Here is a 20,487-nt window from a genome sequence, read left to right as displayed (position 1 = left end):
TGGTGTAAGTTGATATTATTATGAATAATTAATAGGAGGTAGTTGCGTGACGAAAGGACAGTTAGAAGCTAAGATTAGCGAGGCAGTTAGCAGGTTTGAAGTTGAATATATGGGAAGAGGCCCTAAAGCCATTCGAACACATATAGTTAACGACATGATCATTGTGAGACTCATGGGTTTTCTTAGTCCTTCAGAACAAAAACTCACTGATAATCCTCAGGGTATCGAATTATTTAAAAAGATGCGCACTTCACTTTTTGAAGGTGGGAGAGAATACTTGGAAACATTAATTAATGACATTATTGATGTAGCCGTGATTAGCACCCATTCCGATATTAGTACTAAAACTGGGGAGAAAATCATTATTATTACCACTGATACTAATTTAGAGGAATTAGTCTCTAAAAAATAGATAATAAATGCGGAAGACAATGCAAAATAGCCTAGCTAAGTTGTAAGTAAGCCGATATCCAAGGATTATTCTGAGGGTATCGGCTTTTTTATTTTATTATCACACAAGAAAGGGTGTTTTTATGAGTAAGAAAGTTGCCATTATCATGGGTAGTGACAGTGATTTGCCCATAGTAAAAGGTGCAATTACCACCTTAAAAGGATTTGGCATTACCATAGAAGTTCATGTGATGAGTGCTCACCGCACACCAGAGCAAGTAAGTGCATTTGCAAGTACGGCTAGAAGTAATGACTTCGGTGTTATTATTGCTGCAGCAGGAAAAGCGGCACATTTAGCAGGCGTGATAGCAGCCCATACGACTTTACCTGTAATAGGAATACCGTGTGCATCTACTAGCTTAGAAGGTCTTGACGCTTTATTATCTACAGTTCAAATGCCAAAAGGAATACCTGTTGCAACAGTTGCTATTGATGGAGCTGATAATGCAGGGATTTTAGCAGCACAGATATTAAGTATTTCAGATGAAAAAGTAGCTGAAAAACTAGAAAAAATGAAGAATAACATGGTTAAAGAAATACTAGAAAAAGATGAGCGTCTGCAAACCGAAATATGGTGGAAGATGTAAAGGGCAATGAAGAATGAAAAGTGAAGAATTAATAATGAATGATGAAGAAATAAGAATTAAAAATAAAGAATAAAGAATTAGGGATTAAAGATCCAGGATGAGAAGTTAGAAATAGAGAATAAAACTTTAAGTGTTAATGAGTAATCATACAGAATTAAGACAAGAAGTTAACTAATAAAATAAGGAAGGGACGATAGCATGAAAGCATTAATAAACAAATTAAATTTACCAGATTACGTTGTAGATATTTTGGAGGGGAGTCCTCATATTGTATTTCCAAAATCGAAGGAGGAGTTGGTTAACTTATCTTTTGGTGATACAACAGGAGATGTATTTAATGTAACCTATGAAACAGAGGGGCATGGTATGGTTACTGAAGCAACAGTAACACGTTGCAAAAACGGCGTAGTTGTCAATTATCCAGATGATTATATGAGAAGACGTGATCCAGATTGTTTATTAGTCGCTGACCAGAATGATACAGATAAACCAAAATATGATGATGTATATAGTGAGAACTTTGATGGTCTAAGAAATGAAACTTTTGAATGGCTCAAGAGACAAAATCTTATTGTAGTACCTTTTAAAGCGGGTGGAGATGAATATGGCTATGATGCTCTTTTAATAGCACCAGCTAATGCAGGTTTCTTTGCTTGTGGGCTTGCAGATTTACAAAGCTTCTTAAATATTGATGAGCTTGAGCCAGCATTCTCACCTAAAGCTATTATCTTCCTTGCACCACCTTTTAGACATACGCATTTTGGTGGAAAACAAATGGTTATTCATAATAGACTTGAAAAAGTTCATGAGCTATTCTCTTATAATTTATATCCAGGTCCAAGTGCAAAGAAAGGTATCTATGGTGTTCTCCTAAACATTGGAGAAAATGAAGGTTGGGTAACAGTTCATGCTTCTACAGTTAAAGTGGTTACACCTTATGATAATGAGATTGTGATTATGCATGAGGGAGCTTCTGGTGGCGGTAAAAGTGAGATGCTAGAAGGCATTCATAAGCAATTAGACGGGCGTATTGTGTTAGCAGAGAATACGCAAACAGGAGAAAAAACTTATATCAAGATGGATGAAAACTGTGCCCTTTATCCTATAACAGATGATATGGCTATTTGTCATCCTGATATGCAAAATGACAGTAAAAAACTAGTAGTAAAGGATGCAGAAGCAGGTTGGTTTTTAAGACTAGATCATATTACAGGCTATGGTACTTCACCACAACATGAAAAAATATTTACTCAACCAGAAGAACCTATCGTATTTTTTAATATTGATGCAGTCCCAGGGTCTACTTGCCTCGTTTGGGAACACATTAAGGATTCTGATGGCAAACCTTGTCCTAATCCTAGAGCCATTTTACCACGCAGATTAGTACCTGATGTTATTGATGAACCAGTAGAAATCGATGTAAGAAGCTTTGGTGTAAGAACACCAGCTTGTACCAGAGATAATCCTACTTACGGTATACTAGGTATGTTTCATATTTTGCCACCAGCTCTTGCTTGGGTATGGAGATTAGTAGCACCAAGAGGACATAATAATCCAAGTATTACTGCATCTACAGGACTAGTAAGTGAAGGAGTAGGTTCTTACTGGCCGTTTGCAACAGGAAAAATGGTAGAGCAAGCTAATTTATTATTACAACAAGTAACAGCTAATAGTAATACACGTTATATCTTAATACCAAATCAACATATTGGTGTTTATAAGGTAGGGTTCATGCCTCAATGGATTGCTAGAGAATATATTGCAAGACGTGGAAGTGCTAAATTTAAGCAAGAACATTTAGTAGAAACACGTTGTTCATTACTAGGATATTCTTTAGATTCCATTAAGGTAGATGGACAATATGTAAGAAAAGCCTTCTTGTATCCTGAAAGACAAGGAGAGATGGGCGTAGAAGCTTATGATAAAGGAGCAGCTATGCTTAACGATTTCTTCAAGAAAGAACTAGAGAAGTTTAACACACCAGAACTCGATCCTTTAGGAGCTAAAATCATAGAATTAGTACTAAGTGATGCAAAGGTACAAGATTACGTAGATCTTATACCTATGAAATATTAAGGAAGAAGGCGAAATGAGGAAAATACGAGGCTACTTTAAGGGTAGTGACTTTATACCTGCTTTATCAGGATTAATAGGTAAAATCTCGCTCATTTCTTCCTTTGCAGTAGTTTGGGCTCAGGAGCTAGGAATAACAAATCCCCATTTTGTATTTGATAATGTGCGGCTAGAAATATTTGTGGGAGGAATAATCGCTTTAATAAGCACTTTGATTTTTCCAGAAATAGCAGTTGCAGGAACACTTGCACCATTGGTTGTACTCATTCCTTCTATGGTAAAGTTTGGCGTGCATCCACTGGTTTTAAGTGTATTGGTGGGGATTATTGGGCTCATTTTTGTTAAGGCAGGCTTGTTGTCAAGACTTATTCTTATGTCAAAGCACGTTAGTAAAACAAGTTTGACTTTAGTTTTTGGTATATCAGGAGTGATATTATGTATCCAAAAGCTCACTGCCTTCTTTAATAAGACTTATTGGATTCTAGCAGTACTGCTAATTGTATTAACTGTCTGCTACATTTATTTGTTGAAAAAAGAAAAGGCCTGGCTGATGATTCCTATTTCTGCAATCGTCTCACTTGTGTTACCTCTTTTAGGTGGAATAAAAATTAATCTATTAGAGCCAATGAATAACTTAGTTTTAAATCCTGGATATTGGTGGGAAGGAGTTTGGGGAATTGGTTTAGGTCTAAACTTGCCAACCATTTTAAAAACCTTACCCTTTGCCATATTTGTCATGTTACTCTGGGCAATGGATACAGTTGCTATCACCACTTTGTTAGATGAACAAAGTAAGGAGGAGCAAAAGAGGGAAGAGATAAACTTAAATCAATCATTTATGATGGTAGCCATAAGAAATATCATAGGAGGAATCTTTGGTGGAGCGCAAACAAGTTCTTTGTGGCGTAGCTTTTTAATACCACTTTTTATGATTAAAAGGCCTATGAGAGGGGCAACTATCTTATTAAGTGTGCTATGCATTACTGTAGGTCTATTGGGCATGCCGATTAAAATATTAGCTTTTCCACCCCTTGTATGGACTGTGCTACTTTTTGGTATATTTATGCCTCTATCACTTACAGGATTCAATAAATGGAGAAGAGGGAAACAGCTAGTACAAAAAATAGGGATTATTATATTAGCAGCTATTGGGATTGGCTATAGTCCAATCATTACTTGGCTAGGAGCAGTAGTACTTGAAAAGTTAAGTAAAAATAATGACATATAGATTTAGATGATAAAAAGGAGTATGATGAAACTATAAACATAGTTTTATAAATGAGGTCAGAGACTACAAAAATTTAATGGACATATAAATAATGACCTAAGAATGGAGGGATAATAATGTTTGGAGTATTGAAAGACTCAGATAAGAGATTTAAAAATTTATTAAACGGAGACTGGGTAGGTAGTGAGAGTAATCAATTTATAGATATCTACTCACCACTTGACCAAAGCTTATTAGGTAGTGTGCCTGCTATGACTAAGAATGAGGTAGATATCACTATGGCAACTGCTAAAAGAGCACAAAAACAATGGAAGCTTAAAACAGTAAATGAACGTGCAGATATTTTATATAAAGCAGCAGATCTTTTACTAGAGCATATTCAGGAACTTGCACATTTAATGATGCTGGAGATTGGAAAAGATATGAAGAGTTCACGCTCAGAGGTATCAAGAACAGCAGATTTTATTAGATTTACAGCAGATAGTGGCAAAAATGTCTCAGGAGAAAGTATTCCTGGAGATAGTTTCCCAGGATTTAAAAATAATAAAGTATCCGTTGTAAAAAGGGAACCGCTAGGTGTTGTACTTGCTATTTCACCTTTTAACTATCCAGTTAACTTAGCCGCTTCTAAGATTGCACCTGCGCTTATTATTGGAAATTCAGTTGTATTAAAACCAGCGACACAAGGCAGTTTAAGTGGTTTATATTTAGCGCGTATCTTTCAGTTGGCGGGGGTACCATTAGGGGTACTTAATACTGTGACAGGAAAAGGTAGTGAAATAGGAGACTACATTACAACTCATAAAGACGTTGATTTTATTAACTTTACAGGAAGTACAGAAGTAGGTAGAAGAATATCTAAGTTGACATCAATGGTACCTCTTCTTATGGAACTAGGTGGTAAGGATGCTGCTATTGTTCTTGAAGATGCAGATTTAGAAATGACAGCTAGCCAGATTGTAGCAGGAGCCTTTTCTTATTCCGGACAAAGATGTACAGCTGTAAAAAGAATTATTGTAATGGAAAGTGTTGCAGATGAACTTGTTCAAAGACTAGAAGAGAAAATAGGTCAGTTGAAGGTGGGAAATCCACTTGAACATGAAAGCTTAGATGTCGTACCGCTTATTAGTACAAAGGCAGCAGATTTTGTTTCTGAGTTAATGGAAGATGCTGTAGAAAAAGGAGCAGAGTTAGTTACTGGAGGACACCGTACAGGCAATTTAATTGAGCCTACACTTTTTGACTATGTAACAACTCATATGCGATTAGCTTGGGAAGAGCCATTTGGCCCAGTTGTACCTGTTATTAGAGTGAAGAGTAAAGAAGAGGCAATAGAAATTGCTAATGAATCAGAATACGGACTTCAAAGCTCTGTATTTACTCAAAATATTGAAGATGCATTTTATATTGCAGATCAGTTAGAAGTAGGAACTGTTCAAGTGAATAATAAAACTGAAAGAGGGCCTGACCATTTCCCATTCCTAGGTGTTAAATCTTCAGGTATGGGAACTCAAGGCATTAGATATTCTATTGAATCTATGTCTAGGCCAAAAGCAACGATTATTAATTTGCATAGATAAGTCTTGATTTAATAACCGATTTTAGTATGCAAGAGGAATTTTTTCAGAGGTAATAGGCACAAGCTACAAGCTTGTGCCTATTTGCTTTGTCCAAAACTGGCTTACACCAATATAATTTCTTTCATATCTTCCCCAAATATATTTTTAGAGAACTATTTTATATATTAGACTGAATAGTTGTGAAAATTTTAGTGGTATTACTAATATTGATGATATAATAGGGTGAGATTAATCGGTTCTTTATTGTTTTAAGAGGTGGAGGTGTATAATGGGGCATATTAAAGCCGTATGTTTTGATTTAGATGATACACTTATAAAAGATATTCATTCAGTAATGTATCTAAGTATACTTAATGACAAGCTAGATGAACTTATAGAAATCGAACGTGAGGAGCAGGAAAGAAAGTATGATTGGATTGAAGCGGATTATCTAAAAGCAGAATTAGCTAGAGGCGTACCTGTAACAAGAATAAAAGAACAGTTTGATACTATTCTAAAACCCATTAAAAATGTCAATGAAGTAATGAGTATGCTACATGAACAGCATATAAGAACTATACTTATTACAGCAGGACCTATTCAAGTTGCCAAGGTTGCTAGTGAGTTATGGGGAATGGATGCTTATGATGGCAGTTTATATGAATGTGAAAATGATTTGTTCACTGGCAGAATCTTGAGTCATTTAGGGGACAGGGGTAAGGTGAGTGTTTTAGAGAAATTTTGCTTAAAAGAGGGCATACAGCCTGATGAATGCATGGCTATTGGAGATGGTGCAACAGATATTCCTCTTTTCAGATATTGTGGTACTTCTTTAGGTATTAATTGCGGGGAAGAGGTAGCCAAAGAAGCAAATAGTGTTATTGTAACAGAGGACTTAATGGATATATTACAATACATAGAAAACTAAGTAGCATAAGTCTATGCCTATAAATAAACAGGAAAAGGGGAAATAAATATGAACTTTGGAATGCCAACACTTATTGAATTAGAGGGTTTAGAAGCTAATATAAGCCTATGCAATGAACTTGGACTTGATTTTATAGAGATTAATATGAACTTACCAGCTTTTCAAGCAGAATGTCTAGACGCAGAAGTACTTAATGAATTAAAGACAAAGCATAAGATGTATTTTACCTTCCATTTACCAGAGGATTTAGATGTAGGGCATTTCAATAAAAGAATACGGGAAGCGAATTTAAAAGTTGTAGAAGACACCATACAACTTGCAAGCAGAATTGATGCCCCTCTTATTAATATGCATATGAATAACGGTATTTACTTTACTTTGCCGAATAGGAAAGTTGAACTTTATGAGAAATTTGAAGAAGAGTACTTAAGAAATATTCTAGCGTCTTCCAACCATATTAATCAGATGTTAAAGGGAACAGGTGTTAAGCTTGCTATTGAGAATACAGGGATTTATCATAAGCCTTTTATTAGAAAAGCGGTAGAGATGTTCTTAGAAGAAACAGATTGCTATTTAACCTGGGATATTGGGCATGATTATTCAAGCGGTAAAAAAGACGAGGCCTTTATGCTTATTCATAAAGAAAGAATGAAACATATGCATCTTCATGATGCTATAGGAGAAAGAAATCACCTTGAGCTATTTACTGGTGAGATTGATTTGCCTTATTTCTTTGACTTAGCAAAGGAGAATAATTGTAGTTGTGTAGTAGAAACTAAAACGATTGAGGCTTTAAAAAATTCTACAATACGTTTGCTGGATAGAGATAAGGGTTTTTCGTTAACATAGGAAAGGACAGAGAAAAGAGACAAGATGAATAACAAGATTGAATTAATAGACCAGCTTTTTAAACATATAAAGATTGATTGTAGTAAATGCTTTGGACTTTGTTGTGTAGCCCTTTATTTTTCTAAATTAGATGGTTTCCCAGCAGATAAGGTAGCAGGGTGCCCTTGCAAGCATTTACAGTCAGACTTTGGATGCGATATCCATAGTGAGTTAAGAAATAAAGGCCTCAAAGGCTGCACATCCTATGATTGTTTTGGTGCAGGACAAAAGATAGCTCAGATAACTTATCGAGGGAAAAGCTGGATATCATCACCGAAGCTAGCAAAGCAAATGTATGAGGCGTTTTTAGTAATGAGACAGCTTCATGAGATGTTATGGTATTTGACAGAAGCAGTGACTTTAGAAAACATTGTATCTATCAAAGAAAGTTTACAAAGCATGATTGAAGAAATAAAACAGATGACTTTATTAAAGCCTAAGGCAATCCTTGAAATAGATATAGAAAGTCATAGAACACAAGTCAATATACTGCTAAAAGAAGCTTATAAATTAAATAGACAGGACAAGAAGTCTATTCAAAAAACTAGTTTTGAAAAGATGTTAATTGGCAAAGACCTTAGAAAAGCTAATCTGAAGGAAGCCGATTTAAGTGGGGCTATGATGATTGCCGCAAATTTAAAAGAGTGCGATTTATCCGGTGCTTTATTAATTGGTGTAGATATGAGAGATGCAGATATAAGAGGCGCAAATCTCAGTAAGAGTATATTTTTAACTCAGGCTCAAATAAATACGGCTAAAGGGAATCAATTTACAAAGTTACCAAGTAGGCTAGATAGGCCTTCTTACTGGGAGAAGTAAGTAAAGGATATAAATAGGATATTTAATGAGTAAGTATAACTTTAAGGGAGGTTCATATGAAAACAATTGGTATGATCGGTGGTATGAGTTGGGAGAGTACGGTCACCTATTATCAAATGGTTAATCAAGTAGTCAAAGAACGGTTAGGAGGCTTTCATTCCGCTAAATGTATATTATATAGTGTTGATTTTGATGAGATTGAAGCCTGTCAGGCAAAAGGTGAATGGGAAAAGAGTGGTGAAATATTAGCAGATGCAGCTGTAAATCTGGAAAGAAGCGGTGCAGATTTTATTATCATCTGTACTAATACCATGCATAAGGTAGCAGATCAGATTCAAGCAAAGGTTAATATACCTATTTTACATATTGCAGAAGTAACAGCTGGCAGATTAAAAGAGAATACAATAGAAAAAGTAGCCTTACTAGGCACTAAATATACGATGCAACAAGATTTTTACAAATCTAAGCTTATAGAACAAGGCATAGAGGTACTTATTCCTAATGAAGCAGATATAGAGGTTATTAATCATACGATTTATAATGAATTATGCCTAGGTAGCGTATTAGAAACCTCTAAAAAAGAATTTATTAGAATCATAGAAGAATTAGCTGATAAAGGAGCAGAGGGTGTTATCTTAGGTTGCACAGAAATTGGCTTATTGATTAAACAAGAAGATGTGAGTATTCCTGTATTTGATACGACTATTATTCATGCAACAAAGGCAGCACTTTATGCTATAGAGTAAAGACGACTTGTATTCAAATAGGGAGGAGAATAGATCATGCAGATTGTTTATACAACAAGCAGTGACCCACATTTTATTAAGCTTTGTGCAGCTTTAGATGAAGACTTAAATCATACAATAGGTAGCCAAAAACAAGCTGATCAGTATAGCCAATATAATACGTTAGAAAGTATAAAAGAAGTGGTATTAGCATTGGAGGATGGAGAGCCTATTGGTTGTGGAGCTTTTAAACATTATGAAAAAGGCATAGCAGAGATTAAGCGAGTATTTGTAAGGCCTGATCATAGAGGCAAAGGTATTTCTAAGCAAATAATAAATGCACTTGAAGAGAAAGCTAGAATGCAGGGATATCAGAAACTTATATTAGAAACAGGTAAGCGACTAGTAGTAGCTGCTAAGCTCTATAAGCAAATGGGGTTTGTAATAATAGATAATTACGGCCCATATAAGAATTTAAAAGAGTCAATTTGTATGGAAAAGCAATTGTAACAAGGCAGTTATTCAGCTATGCAAATTAAAATTTGTCTTGGCGTTTATGAGAAGTACGTCTGAGAGAAAATGAGTGGGTATGGGTGCCTTCCGTTGTTCCGGTTCACATTTTTTGAAGCACTAAGTTCACTTATTTAGATGAACGGCAGAACTCACTTCGTTCAAACAGCTGCCTAAAACCCATCTAAAACGTTCACTAAGTGCTTCTAAAAAATGCTCCCAAGTCACTACTCCAGGCACCCATACCCACTCATTTTCACAAACGTTGTTGACCTTATAAACATCCAAGACAGTGAAGCAGCGTGGAAAGAAGGCGTAACGACAGTTAAAAAATACTCGAAGCCGGGGGCAGGCGCCCAAGGCAATAACGTATAAAGCTTCCCATAAGTCTATTTTGTCAAGAAGTAGCTCTGTAAGGAAGCTAGGGAGCCTTACAAGCATTATTGATCTCTTAAGTGTTCAAACCCCTAAGTGAAAAGTGCAGAAAAAAGATAATAACAAGTTTTATTTTTTCTTGAAAACACTTAATGGAGGCGACTTTACGCATTATTGTTGGTAGAACTGAGAGAGGGTGGCTGCCTGACGGGGTGACTTCGGAGTATTTTCAGTAGGCACTTAGTGAACGTTTTGGATGGTACTTAGCCCACGTGTTTGAGCATAGCGAGTTTGTGGGCGTTCATCCAAAAAAGTGAGCTTAGTGCCTACTGAAAATGCGGAGCGGAATCACGGCAGGTAGCCACCCTCTCTCAGTTCCGCCCAAATAGCCCGTAAAGTTACCGACAAATTTCTGTTTGTATTGAAGTTTCTTTAAACAATTAAATGGTAACCTTGAAGCGTTAAAGAGATATTGATAGTATGTAAGTATATTAATCATTAAGAAGTAGGTAAAGAAGATATGGATATTGTACTTAGATTAGAAGAAGCAAAAGACTATGAAGTGGTTGAAAACCTAACAAGAGAAGCTTTTTGGGATGTTTATAAACCAGGTTGTGATGAGCATCTTATATTAAGGCAGTTGCGTGAATCAGAAGGGTTTGTAAAGGAATTAGATTATTTAGCTATTGATGGAGATAAAATTGTTGGAAACATTGCTTATACAAAAGTAACTGTAGAAAATAATAGCGCTGATAATGAGGTTTTATGTATGGGACCAATTGGGGTGTTACCTGAGTATAAAGGAAAGGGCATTGGTAGTATGTTGATGAGACATACTATAGAGTTAGCTAGAAAAATGGGATTTAAAGGCATTGTCCTTTATGGAGATCCTAAATTTTATCACCGTTTTGGTTTTGTAAATGCGGAGCAATATGGGCTTCAAACCTCCTGGGGGGCTAATTTTGAGGAATTTATGGCGCTTGAATTATCAGAAGGAAGCTTAAGTGGTATGAGTGGTAAATGCTTTGAAGATAAGGCTTTTGTAGTAAATGAAATAGCTTTAACGGAATTTGAAAAAAATTTTCCAACTAAAGAAAGTCACTTTGAAGAAAGACCCTCCAAGCATAAATAATAAGGTGTTATAACTCTGTGCTGAGTAGAATGAATTTTGTTTAGAAAATAGAATTGTGGTATTTATAAATAGCAATAAAAAAATAATAATAGCATTGGAAACTCAGAAATAGTTCCAATGCTATTATTATTTTTTTAGATTAGGCATTAACCTAGTGCAAATCAAAGGGCTTTTTCAAGTTCAATGGTTACATAGTTTTCATTGATATGAACACTAGCTTTATCTACCATCATCCCTATTAGTAGTAGTTGGCTGGTTTCACCTGGCTCGCCTAAGCCAACTAATTCCCAGTATACATCTTCAACACTATCATTTTTTTCTCTATTTAGGAAATCCTCCATTGCATCTAACTTATGTGCAAGAGCTAAATCGTAGTTAGAAGTGAATGTAATAATAGCAGTATCATTACTTTCTTGTATTCTAGAGCTGATATCATTACCTCCAATACCAAAAAAGAATATCGTTAATTCTTCTACTATTTTAGCTAATTTTTTTTCTTCATATATCATAGTTTATCTCCTAAGATTTCCTTTTCTTGAATGATTCTTAAAACTCTCCAGTAATGGTACCATGATAATAGCAACAAAGCCAGCTGAAAAGCCATTATTATATAGATTAAGGCCTGAATACATATCACTTGTACACATCACAATAGAAGTGTGTAGCATGCCGGCTAATATACCTGCTATTGGTCCAAATTGTCCGGCAATAGGTGCTATGCCTGCACTAAATAGTGCAGCAAGCTGAATGCTAGGCATAGTAGGTGTAAAGATTTTTAAATAAGTTGATAAATAGACTCCTAACATACATGGAATAAAGTTTTTGACATGGACACCAAATGCACCAAAGCCAAATACAGTTAATATACCACCTATAACAGGGCCAGATAAGTCTCCTTTTACAAGTAAGATATAGGTGAGGCTAACACTTCCTACAACGGACATATTCATTAAAGTTGCACCAAGTCCATCCATTAGGATAAAATCTGCAACTGCCCGTCCTGGATGTCGCAAGATTTTAAATAAAGGTTTTAGTTGCCCTTGATTAACCCATAAACCATAGAAAAAGGTAGCTATAAAATAGCCATATAAGCCAAGTACTAGCCAAATAGGCCTACCTTCCTGCCATATTAAAACAGGAGTACTTTCTAATCCAGTGGCCTCTAGAATACTCACAATACCGAAGCCTAATATACCAGCAGCAAATCCCACATTGAATAAATTGTAACCCATATGCATAGAAGCTGTATGCATCGCTAATGTAGGTAAAGTAAACCCAATTAAAATTCCGATAAGTAGTGCAAGGATTAAGTTAATAGGTTGCTGAAATGGTAATAAATAAACGACTTCAGTAACCAATGGTGATAGGCATGTACCAAACAATGCTGTATAGATATAACGATTCATCTTAGCATCGTGTACACGTGCATAGATATAAGTTCCTAATAATATAGGAAGTATATTGATTGGGTTTTTGCCAAAAAGAGCAAACCCAGCATTAATAAAAATAGCAGCTAAGGTTAGCCCTGTAAAAGAAGCTCTTAGCTTGATAATTAATATAAGCACAATGCTTAAAATAATACCACAATTAAAAAATGCAACACCATAACCTGCTAGTGCAAAGTAATCCGTTATCAGTGCATCTCTAGAAAGAATAATAACTTTCATACCATAGAATAGCTCCAAGGGTGTAGCCAGTATAAAGGATATTATAAAAAGCAAAGAAATAGTAGCAAAACAAAAAAACTTAATCTGAACCTGTTGTGTATTTTCATTACCTTTGGTTTGAATCATCAAAGACCCCTTTCTCTAGTTATTCATTTTGAAATAATGAATAGTGTATATTTAGGTATACTAATTTTATTAGTATACCTAATATTTTAATTAACATAATACACATTGTGCAAGCATAAATTTCTAGTTGGCTTATTTAGGCAGATTTTACAAACAAATCTACAATGCTTATTGTTGCATACGCAACAAAAATGTGTTAAACTTTGTTTCGTTGCATATGCAACAATATTGAACAAGGGAGAAGATAATATGGCAACACAGCAACAGACAAGTGATTTAGGCACAGACAGTATTGGCAGATTACTTATCAAGTTTTCCATTCCAGCTATTATAGGTATGGTCGTTAATATGCTTTATAACGTAGTGGATAGAATTTATATAGGAAATATACCAGATGTAGGAGGCTTAGCTATTACTGGTGTAGGAATTACTATGCCTATTACTCAAATTATCACAGGTATTGGCATGTTAATAGGGATAGGTACTTCAGCAAGTATTTCTATAGCTTTTGGTCAGAAGAAGAGAAAAGAAGCACAAAAATATTTGGGAAATGGATTCACCAGTATTATTATGGTGAGTATTGCTATTGCTCTTTTGGGGAATTTGTTTGTTAATCCCATTTTAAGAGTTTTTGGAGCAAGTGATGCCACGGTTCCATATGCAGCGGCATATATGAGACCGCTTTTTATAGGAACCATTTGTAACTTGTGTGCATTTGGATTGAATCATTCCATTAGTTCAGATTCTAATCCTAAAGTAAGTATGTACACTATGATGATTGGTGCTGCGATTAACATTATTTTAGATCCAATCTTTATCTTTGGTTTAAGAATGGGTATAGCAGGGGCAGCTTATGCCACAGTTATTTCACAATTTGCTGCCAGCTGTTGGGTTATTAATTATTTTACAAGAAGCAAGAAGTCAACTATTAAACTTACACTAGCTGATATGAAAATAGACCTAAGGATAATAAAAAATATTGTAATGATTGGCTTAGCACCTTTTTGTATGCAGGTTGCAAGCAGTATTGTAACAGTTATTTCGAATAGAGCTTTAATGACTCATGGTGGAGATTTAGCAATTGGAGCTATGGCTATAATAACTTCAATAAGTACTATCTTTATTATGCCTATCTTCGGTCTTAATCAAGGAGCACAACCTATTATGGGTTATAATTTTGGGGCAAAGCAATATACGAGGGTGAGACAAACCTATCTGTACTCTTTAGCCATATGTACGGCTATATTAGTTGTTAGCTTTTTATTCATTCAATTATTTCCGCACATAGCGGTAGGCATGTTTAATAATGATCCAGAGCTTACTGATATTACTGTATCAGGTATACGTATTTTCTTATTATCTATGCCATTAATAGGGATTCAAATGACAGCTTCTAACTATTATCAAGCAGTAGGAAAAGTGAAAAAAGCTATGATTATTAGTTTAACAAGGCAGGTTATCTTTTTAATTCCATCATTTATTATATTACCCAAGTTTTTTGGACTAAAAGGGGTATGGTATGCAGGACCAATAGCCGATTTATTAGCAGTAACCTTATCAGGCATTATTATTTTTAAAGAGATGAAGCATCTAAAACAATTAGAAAGTAAAGCTAGACCCATTGGATATGAGGGATATGAGGAGAATGTGGCTTAAAGAGATAGGTTATGATAAGATGATAGCAAGTATAACGATAAAGAAAAGAGTTGTAGACCATTATGAAACAGTATGAAACAGAAGGAATAGGAAGGTATATTAGCTATTTACATCGACTAGGTGCAAATTTCTTATCAAAAGAATATGATCAATATGAAATTGGATTTGGGCAATATCAGTTTCTTCTTAGACTTTATTTAGAAGATGGTGTTAGTCATGATGAATTAACAGAGCAAGTATGTGTAGATAAAGCAACGACTACAAGAGCCATTAAGAAGTTAGAGGAAAAGGGATATGTAAGGTTAGCTCCTAATGAAAAAGATAAGAGAAAATATCACATTTATCTTACAGAAAAGGCTTTGGCACAAAAAGAAGAGATATTAGAGATTTCAAGAAGGTGGGAAAGACAATTAATAGATGGTCTGGAGCAAGAAGAATTAAATCAGTTATTTTATTTGCTTCGAAAAATAACGAGATATAATTCAGGCCATTTATTTGAAGAAGAATGATAAAAGAGCATTGGAATACTGAGTTTCCAGTGCTCTTTTATTGTATAAATAGGAGAAATGATTTATGACCTAAGCAATTTTGCTATTTTAAAGAAGCATTTGTAATAGTCACATTAGATGAGCCACTACCCATGCCACACCCAAAAGTATAACTAGCACCAGCAGCTAGATTAGGCTGCCATGATGGGCTTGAAATAGTATAGGTATTACCATTACTACTTACGAGTTCTGCATTCCAAACAGAAGAAATAGGCCTATCTGTTGTAAAAGTGCATGTCCAGCCATTTAAGTCTTTACCTGTGGTATTAGTAATTGTAATATTAGCAGTTGCGCCATCTGACCAATCTGAAAGGATTTTAATGCTTATAGGAGCATTTGTCGAAGGTGAATCAGGAGTAGGTGTAGGAGTTGGAGTAGGTACAGTACTTTCTGGTGCACTGCAAGGCTCAAGTACCCACATCTGACAACTGTTTTTGTAATAAGTCCACTCACATACATTAGAACCATCAGTAGTTCCAAAGTTATAAACATCTAGAGACTTAGTGTCTACTGAACTCTTAGTTAAAATGCCGTAAACATTACTAGTCCCAGTTGGAACAAGCTTAAACTTTTGAGCATCCATACCATTAGCTGAGTAAATTTGGATATTAGTTCCATCTACATTAGCACCATTAGCAACATCTAACATATAGTCTAAGCCATTTTTAAAAGTAACATAGCCATTACCAGTATTTGTAAGGTACCACTTTTGACCATTAGCACCTGTACCAGTACCTATTTCAACATTCTGGCCATTTGCTCCGATATTATCTTTTACCTGAAGATATTTTTGAGCGTTAGTATTTTTAAGATAATACCAGCCATCGCTAAGCGTAGCGTAATTCTTTACAGTCGTATCTGTTTCAGTAGGTTGATCAGAGTAAGTTGCTGCCTTCCAATAATCTAGCTCCATATTCCCACTAAATACAAAGTATAAATCTTTGACACCAGAGATATTAGAAAGAGCTGAACTCACCTCTACAAAAGCGCCAGATGTATTAGGCACTTCAATATAGCCAAGTGCTGTGCCTGAAGGACTATTCGTACATACTTTAATAACACCACCAGTAGATGATTTAGCAGAAACAGTTATTTTAGATAAACCGTCTGAGAAATCAACGCCTTTAATACCAATCCAATCACCAGCATGAATATCTGTTAAAAGGGTGTTGCCACTACCACTTACATTGACACCTGCTTGAATAGCCATAGTTTCTGCTTCAACTCTTTCGTAAGGATTGAGATAAGAAACTTGAGATGCACCCGCCATTGTACCTTTTACTTCTGAAAGAACGCCATTATTTACAGATAGCTTGTCAAGGTGTGTAGAGCGATAGCCAAGGTTTTTACCAAATTGAGCGAGTTCTAATGTTCTTGTATGATAAGCTAAATAGTAGCTACCTTTAAATTCAAAGATAGAGTGATGATTATTACCGCCAGAACCATTAAAGTAAACACCTGGGTTTTTAAAGACTTCACCAGTAAAGGTAAAAGGACCAGTAGGGCTATTACTTACCATGTATTCTATTGCCCCGCCATTTATTCCTGAACCGGCAGTATTAAAGTTAGAACAGTAAGAGTAGTAGTATTTATTTCCTATTTTATTAATACCAGAGTCTTCGAATAAATAAGGCGCATCAATAGTGATAGGGGTACCAGCTAAACTTGTCATATCACTACCTAATTTAACAACACGTGCTGTTTTGGGATGTGCATTTTGACCTGTAGGAATACCGCCACCAAAATAAAGATAACCAGTACCATCACTATCTACAAACACAGCTGGATCAAAGCACCATACAACATCAGAGCAGTTAGGAGTCGAACGACTGATTAAAGCTTTTCCAATAGGGTCTGTCCAAGGACCTGTTGGACTATCAGCAACAAGTACACCTATACCATTGGCATTATTAGCAAAGTAAAGGAAGAATTTATCCTTGCCATTAATTTTTTTATAGGTTGCACAAGGAGCCCATGAATTACCTGCCCATTTGGCAACGCCTCTACTTCCAGCAACTTGGATAGTACCATGGTCTGTCCAATTTACTAAATCTTTGGAAGACATACAATTAAGGGTTTGTATAGTGCTATAGGAGTTTTCCTTTATACTACCATTTGAGTATTCATAAGAATCATTTGTAGCATAAAGATAAACAGTATCATTATAGACCATAACACTAGGGTCTGCTGCATATCTTTGAGTGATAATAGGGTTGTTTTCGTTTTGCTTTTTGTAGGCAGATGTTAGATTCAAGTTATTAAAAGTGGAAGAAAGGTCTGCAGCAGAGGCTGGGATGCCTGGCTGAGTAACTAGGCCTACCATAAGGAGTCCTGTTAATGCCAATTTTTTAATGTGTTTAATACTTTTTAGATACGCTTTCATATAATATCCCCTCATATCTTATAGATTATTTTAAAGATACATTAGTAATGGTTACATCAGATGAACCACTACCCATAGTGCAGCCAAAAGTATAGCTGCTTCCAGCAGTTAGAAGAGGTTGCCATGATGGATTAGAAATAGTGTAGGTATTACCATTGCTATTTACGAGTTGAGCATTCCAAAGAGCACTAATAGGTCTGCTAGTTGTAAAAGTACATGTCCAGCCACTTAAGTCTTTACCTGTGTTATTGGTAATCGTTATTTCAGCAGTTGCACCCTCTGACCAGTCTGAGATAATCTTAATGTTCATAGAAGCAGGTATTGAAGGCGTCTCAGGAGTAGGGGTTGGAGTAGTACTTTCTGGTGCACTGCAAGGCTCAAGTACCCACATCTGACAACTGTTTTTATAATAAGTCCATTCGCATACATTAGAACCATCAGCAGTTCCAAAGTTATAAACATCTAGAGACTTAGTGTCTACTGAACTCTTAGTTAAAATGCCGTAAACATTACTAGTCCCAGTTGGAACAAGCTTAAACTTTTGAGCATCCATACCATTAACTGAGTAAATTTGGATATTAGTTCCATCTACATTAGCACCATTAGCAACATCTAACATATAGTCTAAGCCATTTTTAAAAGTAACATAGCCATTACTCATATTGGTTAAGTACCATTTTTGACCATTAACCCCTGTACCAGTACCTATTTCAACATTCTGGCCATTTGCTCCTGTATTATCTTTTACTTGAAGATACTTTTGGGCATTTGTATTTTTTATATAATACCAGCCATCCTTTAGCACAGCATAATCCTTTACTGTCGTATCAGTAGGAGTAGGAGTAGGAGTAGGAGTAGGAGTGGGTGAAGGTGTAGGTGTAGGCTCTATAGGGCTTGAGGATCCTAAGGTGCAAACGAATGTAGAAACACTATTAGCAGGTAGGTTAGCCCAGAAGCTACTATTGCTAGTATCTATATTAGCTGTTTTGGCTAGATTTTCATTAGCAGAAGTTCTATAACGATCTACACTTTTTATGCTACCATTATTGATAACGAAATTTTGATTAATAGCTGAGGAACCCTTATTAATTGCAACAATAACGGCTTTATTATCACCTTTATAAGCAGATACATAAACATTTGTATTAGGATTACTGGTAGCAGCAACTTTTACGTAACCAGGACGTACAAACTTAGAGTATTGAGCCATACAATAACCTCTTTTACTGATTGTACCGTCCTCTTTCATAGGACCATATTGCCTACGAATATACCACCATACATAGGATTGAAAGCCATTTTCTAAAGCATTATGCATGTTATATGAAACTTCAATTGCCTCTGGCCAGCGATCTGCTGAATTATTATCACTATTAGGAACGTAAACCTCTGTCATCCAAAGATCTTTTCCTGCACCTTTTTGTTTAAAAAGTGGATAAGACATATTGCTGATACTAGTACCATAAAAGTGAGCACCAAGAATATCCATATTAGCAAGTGCTTGTGAATCATTTAAGATAGGATCTGACATATTTTTTAGATACTGAAATGACTCAGGAGCAATAACCCTGCAATTGATTGAGCCAGCATAGTTTTTCATAAAGTTAAGCATTTCTTGTGGTGTCCACCATGTCCAATCGTGTGCATAATCAGGTTCATTTTGAACAGAAATAGCATATAAATTGACATTGTTATTCTTCATATAGGTAACAAAATCATTGAGATGCTGCGCATATGCAGCATATTTATCGTATTTAAGGCGCTTTTGATTTGCAACACCATTACGAGTAAAGGTTTCAATCATATCACTTGGGGGATTCCAGGGTGAAGCAAAAACAATTGCTCCTTTAGCTACTGCAGCTTTTGCAGTTTCTAATTCTCTTGCCCAGTTATTCTTATTTTCATCCACATGAATTCTTAAAATAGAAAAGCCTAATTGATTATCTCCATTGCCAAAAGCGGTTTCTCTTTGAACGGATGTTAAATCTCCAGCCCAAGCTGGATGATTCATTCCTCCAAAGCCACGAATTGTTTGATATTCTGATGATAAATTAATGATTGCATCACTTGCGGCTAAAGCTTCATTAGGTGGCAATATTGTTATAACCAAAGCTAATGCAAGTACGTAAGATGATAATTGGGTGAATATTTTTTTTATACAGGTAATCATTTTTACATCTCCTTTGTATTCTTATTCTCCATAAATGTGCAAATTGAGATTAGATGATTTAAGTTATGTAAGTTGTTAGATAAATGATTAATCTTTTAGACTGAAATAAAGAGGTATTTTTATATGCTTTAGCATTTGAGAGTCTATTTCTGCTGTTAGAGTCATATTATTCTAGCGTCTCAGATGGTATCGTTTTGCACCTCCTTTATATAGTTCTTTTACTTTTATTATGAGTTTTACTTGGATGTAAATAACACTAAGATGACTTATGCATAGATTAGTTTTTTTATTGAGCGATTAATTGTTATCATTAGTAGACATGAAAAGCACTAAAAGTATAATGACTCAATTGTTTGTAGTTGATTATAGTGTAAGTTGTTTTATTTTGTGCTAAAAACACACAAGATGTAAAGAAATGCGTGATTTAATGTAATTAAAATAATTTTTTAATTATAAATTTTAAATATTTTGTTCAGAGTGTGTACTAAAATGTTAAATTAAAACCATATAAAGCATATATGCAGTAATGAAAATAGGTGGAATGACTTGCTTTAAATATATTAATAAGATGGATAGGGCTATAAAGAATTTAGAGAGTATGAACGATTTTATAGTAATAGAATAGGACAGATGAATGATTGACAAAATAAAGAAAGAGTTATA

At 35.2% G+C, this 20,487-nt stretch carries 17 protein-coding genes; 13 read left to right on the top strand and 4 right to left on the bottom strand.

Going from position 1 to position 20,487, the window contains the following annotated elements:
- Positions 1 to 46: 46 nt before the first annotated feature.
- From EKH84_RS01110 to EKH84_RS01060, 11 genes are all read left to right on the top strand, one after another.
- Positions 47 to 412, top strand: a complete 366-nt coding sequence (locus EKH84_RS01110; protein WP_127064780.1) for a DUF2294 domain-containing protein — start codon at positions 47 to 49, stop codon at positions 410 to 412.
- A gap of 121 nt (positions 413 to 533) precedes the next feature.
- The gene (gene purE, locus EKH84_RS01105; RefSeq protein WP_127064779.1) at positions 534 to 1,037 is read left to right on the top strand and encodes a 5-(carboxyamino)imidazole ribonucleotide mutase; all 504 of its coding nucleotides are present in this window, start codon (positions 534 to 536) and stop codon (positions 1,035 to 1,037) included.
- Between the two features lie 198 nt (positions 1,038 to 1,235).
- Positions 1,236 to 3,113 (top strand): DUF4914 family protein, encoded by a 1,878-nt coding sequence (locus EKH84_RS01100; RefSeq protein WP_127064778.1) that lies wholly within the window; start codon positions 1,236 to 1,238, stop codon positions 3,111 to 3,113.
- 13 nt (positions 3,114 to 3,126) lie between these two features.
- A complete protein-coding gene (locus tag EKH84_RS01095) occupies positions 3,127 to 4,338 on the top strand; it encodes a DUF3360 family protein (RefSeq protein WP_127064777.1) in 1,212 nt (403 codons plus the stop codon).
- A gap of 116 nt (positions 4,339 to 4,454) precedes the next feature.
- The gene (locus EKH84_RS01090; RefSeq protein ID WP_127064776.1) at positions 4,455 to 5,918 is read left to right on the top strand and encodes an NADP-dependent glyceraldehyde-3-phosphate dehydrogenase; all 1,464 of its coding nucleotides are present in this window, start codon (positions 4,455 to 4,457) and stop codon (positions 5,916 to 5,918) included.
- A gap of 268 nt (positions 5,919 to 6,186) precedes the next feature.
- Positions 6,187 to 6,825, top strand: a complete 639-nt coding sequence (locus EKH84_RS01085; RefSeq protein WP_127064775.1) for an HAD family hydrolase — start codon at positions 6,187 to 6,189, stop codon at positions 6,823 to 6,825.
- Between the two features lie 48 nt (positions 6,826 to 6,873).
- Complete coding sequence (locus EKH84_RS01080; RefSeq protein ID WP_127064774.1) at positions 6,874 to 7,674, top strand: sugar phosphate isomerase/epimerase family protein; 801 nt, start codon at positions 6,874 to 6,876, stop codon at positions 7,672 to 7,674.
- A gap of 24 nt (positions 7,675 to 7,698) precedes the next feature.
- Positions 7,699 to 8,532: a pentapeptide repeat-containing protein gene (locus tag EKH84_RS01075; RefSeq protein WP_127064773.1), complete on the top strand. Its 834-nt coding sequence runs from the start codon at positions 7,699 to 7,701 to the stop codon at positions 8,530 to 8,532.
- A gap of 56 nt (positions 8,533 to 8,588) precedes the next feature.
- Positions 8,589 to 9,278: an aspartate/glutamate racemase family protein gene (locus tag EKH84_RS01070; protein WP_127064772.1), complete on the top strand. Its 690-nt coding sequence runs from the start codon at positions 8,589 to 8,591 to the stop codon at positions 9,276 to 9,278.
- A 36-nt stretch (positions 9,279 to 9,314) separates the two neighbouring features.
- Positions 9,315 to 9,767: a GNAT family N-acetyltransferase gene (locus EKH84_RS01065; RefSeq protein WP_127064771.1), complete on the top strand. Its 453-nt coding sequence runs from the start codon at positions 9,315 to 9,317 to the stop codon at positions 9,765 to 9,767.
- Between the two features lie 895 nt (positions 9,768 to 10,662).
- Entirely contained in the window at positions 10,663 to 11,274 is a 612-nt protein-coding gene (locus tag EKH84_RS01060) for a GNAT family N-acetyltransferase (RefSeq protein WP_127064770.1), read from the top strand.
- A 161-nt stretch (positions 11,275 to 11,435) separates the two neighbouring features.
- Here EKH84_RS01060 and EKH84_RS01055 read toward each other — a convergent pair whose 3' ends face one another.
- Together EKH84_RS01055 and EKH84_RS01050 are read right to left on the bottom strand one after the other, a co-directional pair.
- Positions 11,436 to 11,783, bottom strand: coding sequence for a hypothetical protein (locus EKH84_RS01055; RefSeq protein WP_127064769.1), 348 nt, complete (start codon positions 11,781 to 11,783; stop codon positions 11,436 to 11,438).
- A 3-nt stretch (positions 11,784 to 11,786) separates the two neighbouring features.
- Positions 11,787 to 13,067: a DUF1576 domain-containing protein gene (locus tag EKH84_RS01050; protein ID WP_127064768.1), complete on the bottom strand. Its 1,281-nt coding sequence runs from the start codon at positions 13,065 to 13,067 to the stop codon at positions 11,787 to 11,789.
- Between the two features lie 249 nt (positions 13,068 to 13,316).
- Between EKH84_RS01050 and EKH84_RS01045 the strand changes: the two genes are divergently transcribed.
- Together EKH84_RS01045 and EKH84_RS01040 are read left to right on the top strand one after the other, a co-directional pair.
- Positions 13,317 to 14,723, top strand: a complete 1,407-nt coding sequence (locus tag EKH84_RS01045) for an MATE family efflux transporter (protein WP_127064767.1) — start codon at positions 13,317 to 13,319, stop codon at positions 14,721 to 14,723.
- A gap of 62 nt (positions 14,724 to 14,785) precedes the next feature.
- Positions 14,786 to 15,232, top strand: coding sequence for a MarR family winged helix-turn-helix transcriptional regulator (locus tag EKH84_RS01040; protein ID WP_127064766.1), 447 nt, complete (start codon positions 14,786 to 14,788; stop codon positions 15,230 to 15,232).
- An 82-nt stretch (positions 15,233 to 15,314) separates the two neighbouring features.
- Here EKH84_RS01040 and EKH84_RS01035 read toward each other — a convergent pair whose 3' ends face one another.
- Both EKH84_RS01035 and EKH84_RS01030 read right to left on the bottom strand, forming a co-directional pair.
- Entirely contained in the window at positions 15,315 to 17,654 is a 2,340-nt protein-coding gene (locus tag EKH84_RS01035; protein WP_127064765.1) for a family 43 glycosylhydrolase, read from the bottom strand.
- Between the two features lie 25 nt (positions 17,655 to 17,679).
- A complete protein-coding gene (locus EKH84_RS01030; RefSeq protein WP_127064764.1) occupies positions 17,680 to 19,824 on the bottom strand; it encodes an RICIN domain-containing protein in 2,145 nt (714 codons plus the stop codon).
- Positions 19,825 to 20,487 lie beyond the last annotated feature (663 nt).

This window comes from Cellulosilyticum sp. WCF-2 (genome assembly GCF_003990395.1).
GTDB classification, from domain to species: domain Bacteria; phylum Bacillota; class Clostridia; order Lachnospirales; family Cellulosilyticaceae; genus Cellulosilyticum; species Cellulosilyticum lentocellum.
Note: the sequence above shows the minus strand (reverse complement) of the source record. Positions and strands in the feature narration are given on the sequence as shown.

Bases quoted from the DNA above. Each gene is read 5' to 3' on its own strand.
- EKH84_RS01060 (WP_127064770.1), top strand. From the start codon at position 10,663: ATGGATATTGTACTTAGATTAGAAGAAGCAAAAGACTATGAAGTGGTT.
- EKH84_RS01045 (WP_127064767.1), top strand. From the start codon at position 13,317: ATGGCAACACAGCAACAGACAAGTGATTTAGGCACAGACAGTATTGGC.
- EKH84_RS01055 (WP_127064769.1), bottom strand. From the start codon at position 11,783: ATGATATATGAAGAAAAAAAATTAGCTAAAATAGTAGAAGAATTAACG.
- EKH84_RS01090 (WP_127064776.1), top strand. From the start codon at position 4,455: ATGTTTGGAGTATTGAAAGACTCAGATAAGAGATTTAAAAATTTATTA.
- EKH84_RS01040 (WP_127064766.1), top strand. From the start codon at position 14,786: ATGAAACAGTATGAAACAGAAGGAATAGGAAGGTATATTAGCTATTTA.
- EKH84_RS01095 (WP_127064777.1), top strand. From the start codon at position 3,127: ATGAGGAAAATACGAGGCTACTTTAAGGGTAGTGACTTTATACCTGCT.
- EKH84_RS01075 (WP_127064773.1), top strand. From the start codon at position 7,699: ATGAATAACAAGATTGAATTAATAGACCAGCTTTTTAAACATATAAAG.
- EKH84_RS01085 (WP_127064775.1), top strand. From the start codon at position 6,187: ATGGGGCATATTAAAGCCGTATGTTTTGATTTAGATGATACACTTATA.
- EKH84_RS01035 (WP_127064765.1), bottom strand. From the start codon at position 17,654: ATGAAAGCGTATCTAAAAAGTATTAAACACATTAAAAAATTGGCATTA.
- EKH84_RS01030 (WP_127064764.1), bottom strand. From the start codon at position 19,824: ATGATTACCTGTATAAAAAAAATATTCACCCAATTATCATCTTACGTA.
- EKH84_RS01100 (WP_127064778.1), top strand. From the start codon at position 1,236: ATGAAAGCATTAATAAACAAATTAAATTTACCAGATTACGTTGTAGAT.
- EKH84_RS01080 (WP_127064774.1), top strand. From the start codon at position 6,874: ATGAACTTTGGAATGCCAACACTTATTGAATTAGAGGGTTTAGAAGCT.
- EKH84_RS01065 (WP_127064771.1), top strand. From the start codon at position 9,315: ATGCAGATTGTTTATACAACAAGCAGTGACCCACATTTTATTAAGCTT.
- purE (WP_127064779.1), top strand. From the start codon at position 534: ATGAGTAAGAAAGTTGCCATTATCATGGGTAGTGACAGTGATTTGCCC.
- EKH84_RS01050 (WP_127064768.1), bottom strand. From the start codon at position 13,067: ATGATTCAAACCAAAGGTAATGAAAATACACAACAGGTTCAGATTAAG.
- EKH84_RS01070 (WP_127064772.1), top strand. From the start codon at position 8,589: ATGAAAACAATTGGTATGATCGGTGGTATGAGTTGGGAGAGTACGGTC.